This window comes from Egibacter rhizosphaerae (assembly GCF_004322855.1).
GTDB lineage: Bacteria > Actinomycetota > Nitriliruptoria > Euzebyales > Egibacteraceae > Egibacter > Egibacter rhizosphaerae.
Genome location: NZ_CP036402.1, coordinates 2,617,903 through 2,631,764, shown reverse-complemented (window position 1 = coordinate 2,631,764; position 13,862 = coordinate 2,617,903). Strand labels below are relative to the sequence as shown.

General features: G+C 69.0%; 14 protein-coding genes. 9 read left to right on the top strand and 5 right to left on the bottom strand.

The genetic code is table 11. The features are described from left to right. Positions 1 to 57: 57 nt before the first annotated feature. Positions 58 to 2,196, bottom strand: a complete 2,139-nt coding sequence (locus tag ER308_RS22060) for a glycosyltransferase (protein WP_205745588.1) — start codon at positions 2,194 to 2,196, stop codon at positions 58 to 60. Positions 2,197 to 2,374: 178 nt separating this feature from the next. On the opposite strand from ER308_RS22060, the gene ER308_RS12335 reads away from it, so the two are divergent. Together ER308_RS12335 and ER308_RS12330 are read left to right on the top strand one after the other, a co-directional pair. After that, on the top strand, positions 2,375 to 3,595 hold the full coding sequence (locus ER308_RS12335) for a nucleotidyltransferase family protein (protein ID WP_131155274.1): 1,221 nt from the start codon (positions 2,375 to 2,377) through the stop codon (positions 3,593 to 3,595). 52 nt (positions 3,596 to 3,647) lie between these two features. Next, the gene (locus ER308_RS12330; protein WP_165492047.1) at positions 3,648 to 3,911 is read left to right on the top strand and encodes a PqqD family protein; all 264 of its coding nucleotides are present in this window, start codon (positions 3,648 to 3,650) and stop codon (positions 3,909 to 3,911) included. Positions 3,912 to 4,024: 113 nt separating this feature from the next. Here ER308_RS12330 and ER308_RS21635 read toward each other — a convergent pair whose 3' ends face one another. Together ER308_RS21635 and ER308_RS12320 are read right to left on the bottom strand one after the other, a co-directional pair. Further along, on the bottom strand, positions 4,025 to 4,156 hold the full coding sequence (locus ER308_RS21635) for a lasso RiPP family leader peptide-containing protein (protein ID WP_165492046.1): 132 nt from the start codon (positions 4,154 to 4,156) through the stop codon (positions 4,025 to 4,027). A 183-nt stretch (positions 4,157 to 4,339) separates the two neighbouring features. Next, positions 4,340 to 5,524 (bottom strand): asparagine synthase-related protein, encoded by a 1,185-nt coding sequence (locus tag ER308_RS12320; RefSeq protein ID WP_131155271.1) that lies wholly within the window; start codon positions 5,522 to 5,524, stop codon positions 4,340 to 4,342. Between the two features lie 156 nt (positions 5,525 to 5,680). On the opposite strand from ER308_RS12320, the gene ER308_RS12315 reads away from it, so the two are divergent. From ER308_RS12315 to ER308_RS12305, 3 genes are all read left to right on the top strand, one after another. Beyond that, positions 5,681 to 6,559, top strand: a complete 879-nt coding sequence (locus tag ER308_RS12315; protein WP_131155270.1) for a hypothetical protein — start codon at positions 5,681 to 5,683, stop codon at positions 6,557 to 6,559. Positions 6,560 to 6,713: 154 nt separating this feature from the next. Continuing rightward, a complete protein-coding gene (locus tag ER308_RS12310) occupies positions 6,714 to 7,235 on the top strand; it encodes a lasso peptide biosynthesis B2 protein (RefSeq protein ID WP_165492045.1) in 522 nt (173 codons plus the stop codon). Beyond that, positions 7,232 to 8,998, top strand: a complete 1,767-nt coding sequence (locus ER308_RS12305; protein ID WP_131155268.1) for an ABC transporter ATP-binding protein — start codon at positions 7,232 to 7,234, stop codon at positions 8,996 to 8,998. Before ER308_RS12310 ends, ER308_RS12305 begins: the two co-directional genes overlap by 4 nt. 71 nt (positions 8,999 to 9,069) lie before the next feature. Here ER308_RS12305 and ER308_RS12300 read toward each other — a convergent pair whose 3' ends face one another. Further along, entirely contained in the window at positions 9,070 to 9,645 is a 576-nt protein-coding gene (locus tag ER308_RS12300; RefSeq protein ID WP_131155267.1) for a phosphotransferase, read from the bottom strand. A 42-nt stretch (positions 9,646 to 9,687) separates the two neighbouring features. On the opposite strand from ER308_RS12300, the gene ER308_RS21630 reads away from it, so the two are divergent. Further along, positions 9,688 to 9,855 (top strand): hypothetical protein, encoded by a 168-nt coding sequence (locus ER308_RS21630; RefSeq protein WP_165492044.1) that lies wholly within the window; start codon positions 9,688 to 9,690, stop codon positions 9,853 to 9,855. 120 nt (positions 9,856 to 9,975) lie between these two features. On the opposite strand, the gene ER308_RS12295 is transcribed toward ER308_RS21630, so the two are convergent. Continuing rightward, positions 9,976 to 11,136 carry an asparagine synthase-related protein gene (locus tag ER308_RS12295; RefSeq protein WP_131155266.1) on the bottom strand — a complete coding sequence of 387 codons (1,161 nt, stop codon included), beginning with the start codon at positions 11,134 to 11,136 and terminating at the stop codon, positions 9,976 to 9,978. A 178-nt stretch (positions 11,137 to 11,314) separates the two neighbouring features. Here ER308_RS12295 and ER308_RS12290 point away from each other — a divergent pair, with 178 nt between their 5' ends. The 3 genes from ER308_RS12290 (at position 11,315) to ER308_RS12280 (ending at position 13,636) form a co-directional block, all read left to right on the top strand. Then, positions 11,315 to 11,479, top strand: a complete 165-nt coding sequence (locus tag ER308_RS12290; RefSeq protein ID WP_165492043.1) for a lasso RiPP family leader peptide-containing protein — start codon at positions 11,315 to 11,317, stop codon at positions 11,477 to 11,479. 424 nt (positions 11,480 to 11,903) lie between these two features. After that, entirely contained in the window at positions 11,904 to 12,683 is a 780-nt protein-coding gene (locus ER308_RS12285; RefSeq protein ID WP_131155264.1) for a PqqD family protein, read from the top strand. Further along, positions 12,680 to 13,636 (top strand): phosphoenolpyruvate carboxykinase (ATP), encoded by a 957-nt coding sequence (locus ER308_RS12280; RefSeq protein WP_131155263.1) that lies wholly within the window; start codon positions 12,680 to 12,682, stop codon positions 13,634 to 13,636. The genes ER308_RS12285 and ER308_RS12280 overlap by 4 nt, the downstream gene beginning before the upstream one ends. The last annotated feature ends 226 nt before the right edge of the window (positions 13,637 to 13,862 follow it).

Below are 13,862 nucleotides of genomic sequence, written 5' to 3'. Positions count from 1 at the left end.
AACGCAAGCCCGAGACGCCTCCGGAAGCACCTGACGGCTCAGTCAGTCGTCCCGGCATCACTGACGGACTTCCCGCTGCCCTGCAGCGAGCCACGAGAGCGCCGCCAAGTAGTTATCGCGTTGGTGAGACCACGCCAACTGCTCACTGACACGACCCTCACCCATCGCTCCACGGCGCACGCCTTCCTCAGGGTCGTCGAGGAGCGTGAGCACCGCCCTGCCGAACGACATCGGATCCCCATCCGAGACGTAGATCGCAGCGTCACCTGCGCTCACGCGCGTCTCGGTGAGATCGAACGCGACCACCGGCAGCCCGAACGCCATGTACTCCATCGTCTTGTTCATCGTCGAGGCGTCGTTGAACGGTGTCGGCGGGTCGGGCGAGAGGCCGACGTCGGCGGTCGAGAGGTAGGCACGGATCATCTCGTCGTCCGCGCGCCCAGTGAACGTCACCCGGTCGGTCACGCCGAGGTCTTCGGCGAGGCGCTGCAGGTCCTCGAGCGAGTCCCCGAAGCCAAGCAGGGCGAACTGCACGTCGTGGCGGTCGAACTCGTCGCGCATCGCGGCGGCGGCGCGGATCACCATGTCGACCCCGTCCTGCGGCCCCATGATCCCCAGGTACACCGCCAGGTGCGCCCGGCCCTCCTTGAGCTCAGGCTGCGGCGCCACGCGGTAGAGCCGCGACAGGTCCGGGCCGTTGCGCACCACGGTGACCTGATCGGGCGAGAGGCGACCCCGCTCGAGCGCCACTCGGCGATAGGACTCGTTCGTCGCGATGACGTGGTCGGCGGTCGCATAGGTGAGGCGCTCCAGCAGGAAGAGCCCTCGCAACAGGAGCCCGCCCTCGTCGCCGAACTTCGTCATGTAGACCTCGGGGCAGAGGTCGTGCTGGTCGTAGACGAAGCGGGTGCCGAACGGCTTAAGCAGCGCCGCGAGCGCAAAGAAGGTGTCCGGGGGGTTGCAGGCCTGGAAGACGTCGATGCGTTGACGCTTGGCCACCTTCGCGGTCAGCCGTGCGGTGGCTAGCCAGCAGTAGGCGAATTCGAGGATGAAGCTGAGGGCACCTCGGGTCTGCGGGAAGGGTCGGTACTTGTAGAGGTGCACCCCGTGGAGTTGCTCGAAGGCGGGATCGCCGGGGCCCTTCGGACAGATCACGGAGACGCGATAGCCCTCCTCCACCAGGGCCTGGGCCTCGAGCCACACGCGCCGGTCGAGCGGGACGGGGAGGTTCTCAACCACGATCAGCACATGGGGGGATCGGGAGCGGGATCGGCTCCGGCGAAAACCCGCGTCAGCGCCCCGCCTCCTGAGTCGCATGCTCGCCAACGCGCGCCAGGCGACCGCGTGCACCTCTCGGCGCCTCACGGCTGCCCGCAACAGCTCGCCGACCATGACGACTGCGCGAAAGGCTTGCGCCTGCAGCCACCCGTGACGTCGCGCGAACAGCCGCACACCGTTCGTTCGCAGCAAGGCCCACAGTCGCGGCGACTGTGGCGCGTCGCCACCGATGTGTACGGCCTCCGCGTCGGGCTCCAACATCACTTGGTAGCCCCGGTCGCGGGCACGCAGGCAGAACTCCGTCTCCTCCGAATAGAGAAAGAAGGACTCGTCCCACGGGCCGACCGTTCGCAGGCAGTCCCGGTCGATCACCATCGCGGCCCCGCTGGCCCAATCAGCCTCGGTTCTCTCGCGGTAGACCCCCGGGTCAACGACTAACTCCCCGAATGCAGCCTGGCGTCCGGCACGCCAGCCCCCGAGCAGCGCCTCCCCGACAGCTCGCCGCACCGTCGGCGCACGACGCAGCGACGGCAGCAGCCGGCCCTGCGGATTTTCGAGTCGAGGGACCACGATGCCGACCTCCGGGCGACCCAGGGCTTCCACCAGGCGTGTCAACGCCCGGGGCCGCAAGACGAGATCGGGATTGAGCAGCGCATAGGCGTGAGCGGGGGCTGCCGCCGCGACGCCCGCGTTGAAGCCCGCCGCGTACCCGCCGTTGCGTCCGGTCTCAACGATCGTGGCGTCGCGTCGTGCAGTCCGAACAATCGCGACGGTGTCGTCCGAGGAATCGTTGTCGACCACGATCAGTTGGACACGCTCAAGACCATCGGCGGCCGCAGGCAAGCTGTCCAACAACTCACCCACCACGCTGGCAGCGTTGTAGGTCACCACGACCACGGCCAGCTCGTTCACTGGCACTGAACTGCTCCCCATGGCACGTCCCAACCGGAGGTTGACCGAGTCCTTGCCTTGTCGACAGGCTACGCGGCCACATGGGGGGCGGGGCACTCAGCACTCTCGAGGTCACAAACCTTCGCTTGGCAACATGGCTGGGTGTGGCATCCTGCGCCAAACACTGCTCGAAGGACTGGCCTAGATGGCGCTCAACAGGACCATCGCTCGCCTGTTGCGTGCGAGCGTCGCGCGCCCGGGCGTCGGCCCCAGCATCGACGACGTGCTGACGTTCGCTAGCCCCGCCGAACTTGAGGGCCTGGCGGAAGCCGCCTTCTTCCACGGAGTTGGTGGGTACGTGTACCGCGCGGTCGGTGATCGCGACGAACTCCCCCACTTGGAACGCGAGCGCCTCAAGCTCACCATGGACCGGACCGTTGTCACGCATCTTCGCGCGCTCTCCGATCTGCGAACGGTGATGACCGCGTTCGAGCAGGCGAGCATCCCATGGTTGGCGATCAAAGGCCCAGTTCTGGGGGAGCCCGTTCACGGACGCGTCGACCTACGAGCATACGGGGATCTCGACCTCGTCGTCCCCGGGGCCGGATTGGGCGACGCGCTCGACACGCTCGAAGCGCACGGTGCTGAGGTCCGCGACCGGAACTGGACCCTGATCCGGGATTCGCTCAAGGGCGAGGTGCACGTCCGGCTTCCCAGCGGTCTCACCGGAGACGTGCACTGGCATCTCATCAACGACAACGCCGTGCGCAAGCAGTTCCGCGTCCCAATGGCTGACCTATTCTCCCGGATGCGCACCGTCCCGGTGGGCGGTATCGAAGTGCCCACACTCGGCGCGGCCGACACCATCGTGTACGTGGCCATGCACGCGGTGATGTCGGGGGGGCATCGCCTCGTCTGGCTGAAGGACCTCGAGCGCCTCCTGGAGAACCCCTTGGCGAGCGCGACGGAGATCGGGGAGACCGCTCGGCGCTGGCGTGCCGGCCTCGTTCTCGCCACCGCATTGCAGCGCGTCGACCGGAGCATCGGCTGCCCTCCGGCAGCACGCACCCTGCGGACCCGCGGTGTGGGTCCACGGATGTGGCTCCGCCTCTCCTCCGCGGCCTTCGCGGCGGCCCCCGCCGAAGCCGAGGACGGGGGCCCGTCGTGGGGGCGGCTTCTGTCACGCGCTACTCGTGGCAGCGGTACCGCGAGCGGGGCGGAACTGGCACGGAAGGCCGTGGCCCACTGGCGCGGGCGGAGCGAGGCTGAGGACGAAGCCCCGACCGCCCGTCTACCCGTGGATCATCCGGGGTCGGATCGCTACGAGTCCGGGGGTGCAGCGGCCCAGGAAGCCTTCCTCCGGCGCGTCGCTCAACACTCCATGGAATCGGAGCCCCAGAAGGCCATAAGCACCGCCGACCGGTAGCATGAACCTCGCTGACAAGAGCAGGCCCGCGCCCCGGGGAAGGGTTACGAGGATGGCGATGAAGCTCCGCGACAGCGGCCTTAGCTGGCAGGTCGTCGACGACGACGTTGTGGTGCTGGATCTCGACGGGTCCGTGTACTTCCGCGTCAACGGCACCGGGCGCGTGCTGTGGGAGCGGCTGCAACAGCCCGCCACCGTCGATGAGCTCGTTGCCGAATTGACCGGGAACTACGATGTCGATGAGGCCCAGGCCCGCGCCGATGTGGAGGCGTTCCTCGGGGACCTGCGGACACGTGATCTGATCGAGGACGCCTGACCCATAGGCTGGGCTATCGGTTAGGCCAATGGCCAATGCGCCGACCACGCGAAACCCGCGCAAGCGAAGGGCCCGCGCCAGTCGGCGCGGGCCCTTCGCCTACCTCGGTCGAGCTACGACGTGGGGTCAGTCCCGTACTTGATGAACCACGCGAGTGTGTCGTCGTCGCCCTTGACACCCTCGCCGCGGGTCATCGCCGCGACCGAGCCCAGTTCGGTAATGCTGGGAGTCTCGTATGCCTTCACAGCTACCTCGATGCTCGTGGAACGCGCACATGTACACGTCCCGCCTACTCGTTCGTCACGAGCATCCTTGCCGGACGAGCTCGCTACAGGACGTAACCTAGGCTGCCGGTCAGATCCTGTCAAGGATCACGTTGTCGAAGCAGCAGAGCGGGGTCGTGGATGCAACAGGACGACCTTCCCACCTCATGCCGAGCCTAACTGGCTGTGCCGCCATGCCGCTTGTAGGAGGGCGTGCGTCCGACCGTTCGGCGCGGGGCTCCGCCACTCCTCGTGCAGGCGGTCCAGATCAACGAGTCGTTCATCCACCCCCGAGCCATCCCATTGCTCCGCGAACTCGCGGCTGAAGCGACCGTGCACGACGGGGTTGAAGGAAGCCTTCGTGCGGCGCCGGAGCACCGCGCGCGGCAGCAGATCGGAGAACAACGAGGTCATTGCCTCCGAACGGGGCCCCAGGCTCGTCGGCCCGCCCGCGCGGGCCAGCGATTCGAGGAACCGAGGTTCCAGGAATGGATGGATGTACTCGACCCTTCGACGCCGTGCCAGCTCCGTGCGGTTGCCCAGGCCCAGTCGGCGAGCGCGGTGATGCAACAGTCCACGGATGCTCTGGTCCCACCGCAGCGGCAGCGCACCGTGCTCTCGCGCCAGGTCGCGTCGCAGGTCGGCCATTGCTGCCTCCCGGAGCCACGGCATCTCCGCCTCGAGCGTACGGAGACGGTGGTAGCTCACGGCGCGCTGTCCTGGGTCGGGGACCAGGGCAGCCGCTACACCCGGGAGTCGGCGCATCGCACGATAGCGCGGGAACCGGTGGGCGAGAACGAGCGGGGCGATTCGGTGAATGTCGAGGCCGAAGACCTGGTCGCCGCCCTCGCCGTCGATCACGGCCCCCCCGAGCGCGTGCGCGACGGCGGGTTCGTCCTGGTGCAGAAGCGGCGGCCACAGCACGCCATGTTCGCGGACGCGAGGGCCGGCCACCGGGCCGATCAGGTCGAGGGCGTCGTCGTCGAGATCGACTCGGACCCACTCTTCAACCCCCAAATGCTGAATCACTAGTTCCTGCCACTCGTCCTCTCGCGTGTCCTCGAACCGTGGGAACCGCCGGGTGACCGGAACGGGCAGCGGCACCCCCTCCCGACGTGCGACCCGAACCGCGAGCGCGAGCAGCACGGACGAATCGCGCCCGCCGGAGAACGCCACTACGCAGGGTTGATACTCGAGCGCCCTGAGAAGACACTCTTCGAGTACAGTTCTGGGGTCGGGCGGGGGCGAGGAGGCGGGACGGACACGCCGAGCCGGGTCGTCGTCGAGCACGAAGCCCCGAGCGATCTCGAGTGGCGTCATCCGATACAACACATCGTCTCCGGTCTGCATCGGAGCAAGGGTACGGGGGAGACCTTGACTGAGCGAGCGCGGGAATCGAGTCGATCAGCCCCTGTGCACCAGGTCGGCGACGAACAGTGGTCGCGAGCGGCTCGAACGAGCTATGCGTACCGCTCGTGTGGTCTGAACATCAGCAGCGACCACCCCTTGCCGGGGCTACCCGCCCGAACCACAGAGGACCCTGCCGAGGTCGACTTCCTCGCCGGGCCCCGAACCGCCGTAGGTGACCGGTTCCCCGAGGGGGAGCCCGTCGTCGACCCTGGTGAAGGGCATCGGCGATTCTACGCGGGAGCCCGCCGCGAGGACGGCTACCTGCTGCGCTTCTTCAACCACTGCGATGTTCACGTCTCCCCCGATCTCAGTCGGGTGGAGTACCAACGGGACCACAATGCCGACGACGGGCTCGTCGACGTCCTGCTCGCGGGTACGACCTTGGCTTTCATCGCGTCAGTACGCGGTGCGTTGGTCCTGCATGCCAGTGCCGTTGAGGCGGGCGGGCGGGCGCTCGCGTTTGTCGGCCACTCCGGCATGGGCAAGTCGACGCTCGCCATCGCCAGTTGCGCCGCGGGTGCGCGGCACATCGCCGAGGACGTGCTCGTCGTCGAGAACGATGACGGTCCTCGGTGCCTCGCGGGCAACGTGGCCATCCGGCTGCGCAAGGGCTCGGTTTCCCTGCTCGACCGCCTGCCGAACGCCGACCGCATCACCATGCCGGACGGGCGGGACGCGGTCGTGCCCCCGTTGACCTCGCAGGACTCGGTGCCGCTCGACACCCTCGTCATCCCGCGCCCGAGCCGGAACGCGGAGGAACTCACGGCCGAGTTGATGCCCACGGCGGGAGCGATGTTCCGTCTCATCAACTTCCCCCGTGTGAACGGCCTGCTCGAACCCCACGTAGTCCAACGGCAGTTCGACGGCGCAGGCGTGATCGCCCGTTCGGTTCGCGTGTTGGTCGCCACCGTCCCGTGGGGCCCACCCTTCCGGGACGACCTCGGGGAACGACTGTTGGATCTGATGGCCGCGTAAGCCTCGTCGTGAGCGCATCGGCGAGATTCGGATGACGCCAAGAAGGATGGACCGCAGGAACGACGGGAGGCGAGGGATGGGCTCAAACCACGGGGGCCGCTCGGCGCGGCTGCTTCCCCGGGTGAGCCGGCGTGCTCGCCGACGCGTCCTTCGCATGCTGCGGCGGACCGCGCGACGCTCGCTGCGCGAGAACTTGCTGACGCTCCGAGCACTGGCCGAGTTCTCCCTGGCAGAAGTCGTCGTCCGCGTGCTGCCATTGCGCCGCGCCGCCCGGCTGCTCGGCGTGCCCCTCGACCTACAGGGGGCGTCCGGGGCCGTGGCGACCGACCGCGACCCACCCCCACTCCCACCTCGGGCAGAGCGCCGCCACCAAGCCGTCGTTCGTGTCGCCCGGCTGTGGCCCTTCGGTCGAGGGCCATGTCTCCGGGAGTCCTTCGTCGCCTGCCGACTCCTCCACCGCTGGAACGCCACGACACGCCTCGGCATCCGCCGAGTCGGAGACGAGCTCGCCGCGCACGCCTGGGTCGAGGTCGACGGTCGACCCCTCCGCCTGTCAGAGGAGTTCCACGCCTTCGGCACGCCATCCACCGCCGGCGTAACCCAGACGCCATCACCTCATCGGGGATCGCAGCAGGCGCACGACATCCCGGCCGGCATAAGGATCTCCGACCAATGAGCGACCTGGACACGCGCACCGACCGAACCACGGTCAGCGCCATCGTCGGGATATTGAAGCAGTATCCCCGTCGCTCCGTGATCCTCGTCGCGCTCGCCCTGGCGTCCGGTCTGGCCGAGGGGATCGGCCTGGTCGTACTGCTCCCGCTGCTGGGGCTGGCCGCGGAGGCGGAGACCCAGCCGTCCCCCGAACTCGCCGCCTTCGTGGAGGGCGCGCTGGACGTCGTCGGGCTGTCTCCGACGCTCGGGCTGCTACTGGCGTTCATGGTCCTCGCGCTGACGGCGAAGGCGGGCCTGCGCCTGGCTTCCCAGTGGCACGCCGGGGCCGCGTCAGCCCTCGCGGCCCGGGACCTGCGGATGCGGCTCATCAACGCGATGATGCGCGCCCGCTGGGGCTTCTACGTCCAGCAACCCACCGGGCGGCTGTCGAACGCGGTCGCGAGCGAAGCCATGCGGGCTTCCTCGCTGTTCCCTCGGACTACCGACCTCCTGGCGGGCGGCTTCACGCTCGTGATCTATGTGGGCATCGCTTTCGCGGTCTCCTGGCAGATCGCCCTGTTGTCGATCCTTCTCGGGTCCTTGATGGTGGTCAGCCTGCGACGGCTCGTCTCGATCGCTCGACAGGCCGGCCGGGAGCAAACCGCACTGCTGCGCAGCCTCATCGCGCGGCTGACCGACGGTCTCTATGCCATCAAGCCGCTGAAGGCCATGGGTCGCGAGGACAGCCTGCAACCAGCGCTCCAGCGAGAGACCGAGGAACTCAACCACGCGCAACGCCGCCAGGTCGTCGCGACGTCCGCCATGGGCGTGGCGCAAGAGCCGTTGATCGCGTTCTTTCTCGCGATCATCGCCTACGTCTTCCTGTCGGTCCTCGGCCTGCCGTTCACCGAGCTGCTCTTCCTCGCCCTGATCTTCCAGCGCACCGTGCGCAAGATCGGCGGCCTTCAGAAGCACTGGCAATCGCTGGCGTCGATCGAGAGCGCGCTCTGGTCCATCGAGGAGTCGATCGACGCCGCCGAGGCGGAGGCGGAGGCGCCGAAGCGTCACGGCCGCGCGCCCGAACTGCGCGAGGCCGTCGAGCTTCGCGAGGTGGACTTCGCCTATGGCCAGACCCGGGTCTTGGGGGCCTACAACCTGCGAATCCCCGCGGGTGAGCTCACGGCTCTGCTCGGTCCTTCGGGCGCCGGTAAGACGACGATCGTCGACCTCGTCACCGGCCTGTACCGACCCGACGCCGGCGAGGTCTACGTGGACGACCTGCCGCTCGAGCAGGCCGATCTGCATGCCTGGCGCGAACGCATCGGGTACGTACCCCAGGAGGTCGTGCTCTTCCACGACAGCGTCCGCGCGAACGTCGCGATGTACGACGACGAGCTCACGGACGAGGACGTCTGGGAGGCGCTGGAGGCCGCGGGCGCCGGGGACTTCGTCGCCACCTTGCCCGAGCAGCTCGACACCGTGATCGGCGAGCACGGCACGCGACTATCCGGGGGCCAGCGCCAACGCGTGTCGATTGCCCGCGCGCTGGTCCGTCGGCCGCAGCTACTCGTGCTGGACGAGGCGACCACGGCGCTCGACCCCGAAACCGAGCAGGCGGTTCTGCGCACCGTCCGGGGTCTGCGGGGTTCGGTTACCATCCTGGCCATCAGCCACCAGCCGGCGCTCACCCAGGTCGCCGATCACGTGCACCGCATCGCACCGCTGGACCCACAAGCACCGCCGCCCGACGCCACCGACCCTGCCGGGGTAACACCCGCAAGGTGATGGGCGTCCCTTAGCCATGTTGGTTGCGGTTGCCCCTGCGTAGCCATCCCGTTCGCGTGCGCCCGGTGGGCTCACACGGCCAGCACGGCGGTGAGCGACTCGAGGATCTCCGTCGTGCGCTGACGCCGCGCCTCCGGAACCGCAGCCTCCGGGCCCGAGAACAGCCGCATCGTCCGTGCCGCCCGATTCACGGAGTACGCCGCCAAGAGGTCGGGCGGGCAGACACCGAGTCTCTGCGCCAAGAGGGTTACTGGGGGCAGCCGCAACCCATGCTCGACGAGCACGCCCCAGTGCGGTGCACCCAACCGCCGCTGCGACTCCAGGTGGAAGTGCAGGAGATCGAACGCAAGTGAGGATACGGGCTCGTACGACTCCCAGTCGATGATGGCGAACGACCCGTCCCGCCGCTGCGCGAGGTTTTCCTGACGCAGATCGCCGTGGGCCGAGGTGCGCGGCACCGCGACGCGCCGCAGGGCGCGCTCGTACTGCTGCCAGCTAGCCTCGGCAAGCGGCAGGCGCACCGTGGGGCCCCGGACCCTCGAGAGGTCCACCACCTCGTGCGCCGACACCCGCGGGGCACTGGACGCGCTTTCCCACAGGCGGTCCAGGAGGCGTGCCGCCCCCGCAGCCACGGCGTCACCGGGCACGGGAGCGACCCACGGCGCCCAAGTGGCCCCGCCGGGGGCGCGATGATTGACTACCACCAAGTCGGCCCACACCGGATCGCGGGCGGCAGCACGAGCGCCGTGGACTTTCCGGCGAATTCGCTCGCGACCGACCTCGTTGCGCGGCATCTGGATGACGGCGATCCGCTCGGCGGCCAGGAAGGCCGCGTGCGGCTCACGATGCGCCCATAGCGGACCCGCACGCTTCATCGCCATCCCCCGACCGAGCCGTCCGCACCGGCCTCATCCGCAAGGTTGGGCACCGAGCATCCGCCGATGTCCACACCGTAACCTTCCGATTCCGCCGTCAGGTCACCGCCCGTCCTGGTGCAACCAAGCTTGCTGCAGCAGCGCGAAGCTTCCCCCGTGCGGGAAATCGCTCGTCCATGTCTGCCTCAGCTCCTCCGGGTCGACGAGGGTGGTGTCGACGCCGCTGCCGTCCCACTGCTCGACGAACGCTCGGCTGGCCGGACCGAACAATGCGGTGTTGAACGCCGCCTTGCTGAGGCGCGCGCACACGGCCTCCGGCAGGAGATCGCCGACCAGCCACCGCAGGGCCTCTGTCCGGTCGCGCGGGCCGCGCCAGCCCCACGTACGGCCCATCGCCGCAGCAAACGAGGGATCGAGTAGCGGGTGCCGGACCCGCACGTCCCGCTCGGCGGCGAGAAGGTCGAGGTTGCGGAACGCCATCCCCACGGCGCGGAAGCCCAGCTGCCAGCGGATCGACCGGTCGGCGCGCAGCGGCTCCTTGGCGTGGTCGGCGAGCACCGCAGCATGGTGCGCGGTCGCGAGTTCGGCGCGGAGCCACGGCGGCGCCACCGAGGGATCCGGCCTACGGCGGGCCCACCAGCCCCGCACTCGGTTCGGTGCGGCGGCGCCCGCCGCACGGCGCAGTGTCCGGCGGTTCACCCGCAGGCCCTGTCCGGCGACGGCTCGGATCGGCGCGAGCCGATGGCTCCCGAGGACTTCATCACCGCCCTGCCCGGTCAGGTAGGCCCCACCGCGCGCGTGATCGAGCATCCAGAGGTTGACGTAGTGCATCGGTGGCCACAGCTGCCCGTAGCGACGCAGCGCAGCGATCGCACGCTCGCCGAGTAGATCGAGCTCGTCGATGACGTCGATCCGCTCCCACTCGGTGAGACCGAGATGCCGGATGACGAGCTCCTGCCAGGCGTCCTCGTCGGCCAGCGCGTCACCGGGATAGCGGCGGGTCATGGGGACGGGGTCGGGTAGGCCGCGACTTCGGGCGAGATCCGTCGCAACCGCGAGCACCGCGGAGGAGTCCCGACCGCCCGAGAATCCCACCAGGCACGGCTGCTCGGTGAGCGCCGGCAGAATGAGCGCCTCGAGCACCTCGCGGGGAGGACGGTGAGCGAGGCGGGGATCCGGCACCGACACGGGTTCACGTCCCGTGGGCCAGCCGGTGGCGATCTCCTGAGGCGTCATCCGCACGAGTTGGTCATGGGCTCTCATGACACGACGGACCTGACTCGCTGTAGCAACCTCTCCTCGCGGACGGCAATCCCACGGCCACCTCACTATTGCCTCAGTCCTAGCAGACTCGGGCCACAGTACGCTTGTTCAGATGGCGAGCGCAGACTACACTGCGTCAATCACGATTCCGGCAGTCGGGCCACTCGAGAGGCGGGACATGAGCAACCAGGCGTACGCTGCTCCGACAATCACCGAATGGGGAACGGTCGTCGACGTAACAGCCGGCATGGGCAACACGAGCAGCTCGGACGACTTCATGTGCTCGGCGGGCGACAACGACTTCCACGGCAGCACGGGGCAGTGCCCACCCGGCCAGGGCTGATCACCCGACTACCCTCGCCCCGCCCGGCGGCGCTGGTTCACCAACTCGTCGCCGGGGCCTCACCGGCCGATGGATCACAATCTGTCACGGCAGGCCTCGCCCGCGACAGATTCCTGCTCGGGGCGGTGCGGAGCATCGCTTCCCATCCATCGTGGGACGCGCACCAGACAGCGACCATCGTCCTGCGGGGAGGCACCAACCCCGCCATCGGGCTGCTCGGCGACATCGACGACGCCTGCGCCGCACGCTTCGCCACGCTCGCCAACGCACTCGACGACCGGCTCACTCGCCTGCTCCACTTGACCTACGCGGACGCGGAACGTGACGTCGAGCGATTGGCTGATGCGCTGCGCCGACGGTTCGGCCCGGCGCTGGAGACCGCCAGATTCGTCGCGGTACCCCGAGGGGGCACATCGTACTCGGCATGCTCGCGCAAGCGTTCGACTTGCCACATACCGCGGTGGGCTCCTCGATCCCCGAGCCGCACGCCCCCGACGCGCAGTCCCTCACGGTGGTGGTCGACGACAGCGCACTGACTGGGTACCGGTTCGGGAAGTTCCTCGCTGCGGTCAAGGCCCCACGGATAGCTTTCGCGCACCTGTGCTCGCATCCCGATCTCCGCGCTGCGATCGAGCGCGCCGAACCCCGTGTCGAGGCCTGCCTCGCGGCGCGCGACCTCACCGCGCGGCCCACCGACACCGAGGCTCGCCGCATCCTGTGGACCGAGCGGACGAACGCCGAACGCTACTGGATGGGCGACACTCAGCCGGTCAGCTTCGCCTGGAAGGAACCTGACACGCCGATCTGGAATCCGGTGACCGAGAGGATCGAACCCGGATGGCGACTGCTGCCCGCGGGCCTGTGCTTCTCGAACCGCCGCCTCGGACCGCCGCGCGTCGCCGTGCAGGTCCAGCCGATCGGACCCGGGCCTGTGGCCGCCGCACCCGGCGTCGTGTTCAGCGAGGTCCACGAGCACCTCATCATTGCTGACGCGGCGTCGGGGCGCTCGATCGCGCTGGACGGTTCCGCACGCGCGATGTGGGAGGCCCTGCTCACCACCGGCGACCTCAGGCGAGCCACCGCGCGTGTCGCAGAGCAGTTCGACGCATCGCCGACCATCGTCGCCGGCGACCTCGCCGGCTTCGCCGCGCGGCTGGCCGACGATGGGTACCTCGTTGGGGTCCCCGCCGAGGCATTCCGATGAGGACGTTCCACCTGTTCGGGCGCACCGTGGCCACGGAGGTGCCGTTCACCACGCCGCTGGTTCCGAGCACCGAGGCCCCCGATCTCACCTACCACCTGACCACCGGGACCCCCGACGTACCCAATCTCGGGCCCGTCCTGCATGCGCAACCACCCGTGATCGACGGCGTGCACTTCGCCTACGTGCATCGGGCCGGGGAGGCCTACCTGCTGCGGTTCAGCAAGGTGGCCGACTTCTACCTCTGGCCCGACCGCGTCGTCTGCCACCTGCGTGACATCGACGTGCCGTGGCTGGCCGAACTGCGACTCCTCGGGCCGGTGATGGCCTTCTGGTTGGAGCTGCAGGGCGAGATTGCGCTCCACGCCGCGTCCATCACGGCCGGCGAGGGAGCCGTCGCCATCGCCAGCACGAACGGAGGGGGGAAAACCTCGCTCGCCGTGGAGTTGCTCCGCGCGGGTCACGCCTTGCTGAGTGACGACATCACGCCGCTACGCGCCGATGGTGGCCACGTGGTCGCGGGACCCGGCTACCCACAGTTGCGATTGTGGCCCGACGACGTCGCCCGCGAGTTTGGCGACCCCGACGACTTCAGGCTCGCGCATCCCCTCTACTCCAAACGGCGAGTGCCGGTCGGGGGCGACGGGTTCGGTACCCACCTCCCCCGGTCTCGGCCGCTCCGAGCGCTCTACGTGCTCGAACGCGATCCGCGCATCGACGAGGGAGGTATCGAGGTCACTCCCCTGGCGGGAGCGGACGTCATGCGCGAACTGCTGCGGCACTCGTTCGTCGGGAGCTACGTCGATGGCGCGGGAGTGCGCCCCGAGCGTCTCGCGACGCTCACGCACGTGGCCGGAGCCGTGCCGATGAGGCGCGTCACCCACGCCGTTGAACCAGGAACGTTAGCCAAGCGAGTACGCGAAGACTTCGCCGGGCTCGCGAGAGCACGCCAGTGACCGTCGAGCCCGTGAGTCCCGGCACGGGCAAGCAGCCCCATATCGAACCCCACGAAGATACACCGAGGCCGGGCAACGTTGGACTGGGGCGGAGCGCGACCTCGCGCCGTTGGGCGAGGTGGGGGCCGGCGGCGCGGGTTATCGTCTGGCGCACGGCGATCCCGACGCGGCGTGCATGCGGTCGAGCAGCCGCTGCGCACAGCGAAGTGGTGGGAACCGGGGGGAA

Excerpts from the sequence above, each read along its gene's own strand:
- ER308_RS12335 (WP_131155274.1), top strand. The coding sequence starts at position 2,375 with ATGGCGCTCAACAGGACCATCGCTCGCCTGTTGCGTGCGAGCGTCGCG.
- ER308_RS12330 (WP_165492047.1), top strand. The coding sequence starts at position 3,648 with ATGGCGATGAAGCTCCGCGACAGCGGCCTTAGCTGGCAGGTCGTCGAC.
- ER308_RS12320 (WP_131155271.1), bottom strand. The coding sequence starts at position 5,524 with ATGCAGACCGGAGACGATGTGTTGTATCGGATGACGCCACTCGAGATC.
- ER308_RS12310 (WP_165492045.1), top strand. The coding sequence starts at position 6,714 with ATGCTGCGGCGGACCGCGCGACGCTCGCTGCGCGAGAACTTGCTGACG.
- ER308_RS12305 (WP_131155268.1), top strand. The coding sequence starts at position 7,232 with ATGAGCGACCTGGACACGCGCACCGACCGAACCACGGTCAGCGCCATC.
- ER308_RS21630 (WP_165492044.1), top strand. The coding sequence starts at position 9,688 with ATGATTGACTACCACCAAGTCGGCCCACACCGGATCGCGGGCGGCAGC.
- ER308_RS12295 (WP_131155266.1), bottom strand. The coding sequence starts at position 11,136 with ATGAGAGCCCATGACCAACTCGTGCGGATGACGCCTCAGGAGATCGCC.
- ER308_RS12290 (WP_165492043.1), top strand. The coding sequence starts at position 11,315 with ATGAGCAACCAGGCGTACGCTGCTCCGACAATCACCGAATGGGGAACG.
- ER308_RS12285 (WP_131155264.1), top strand. The coding sequence starts at position 11,904 with ATGCTCGCGCAAGCGTTCGACTTGCCACATACCGCGGTGGGCTCCTCG.
- ER308_RS12280 (WP_131155263.1), top strand. The coding sequence starts at position 12,680 with ATGAGGACGTTCCACCTGTTCGGGCGCACCGTGGCCACGGAGGTGCCG.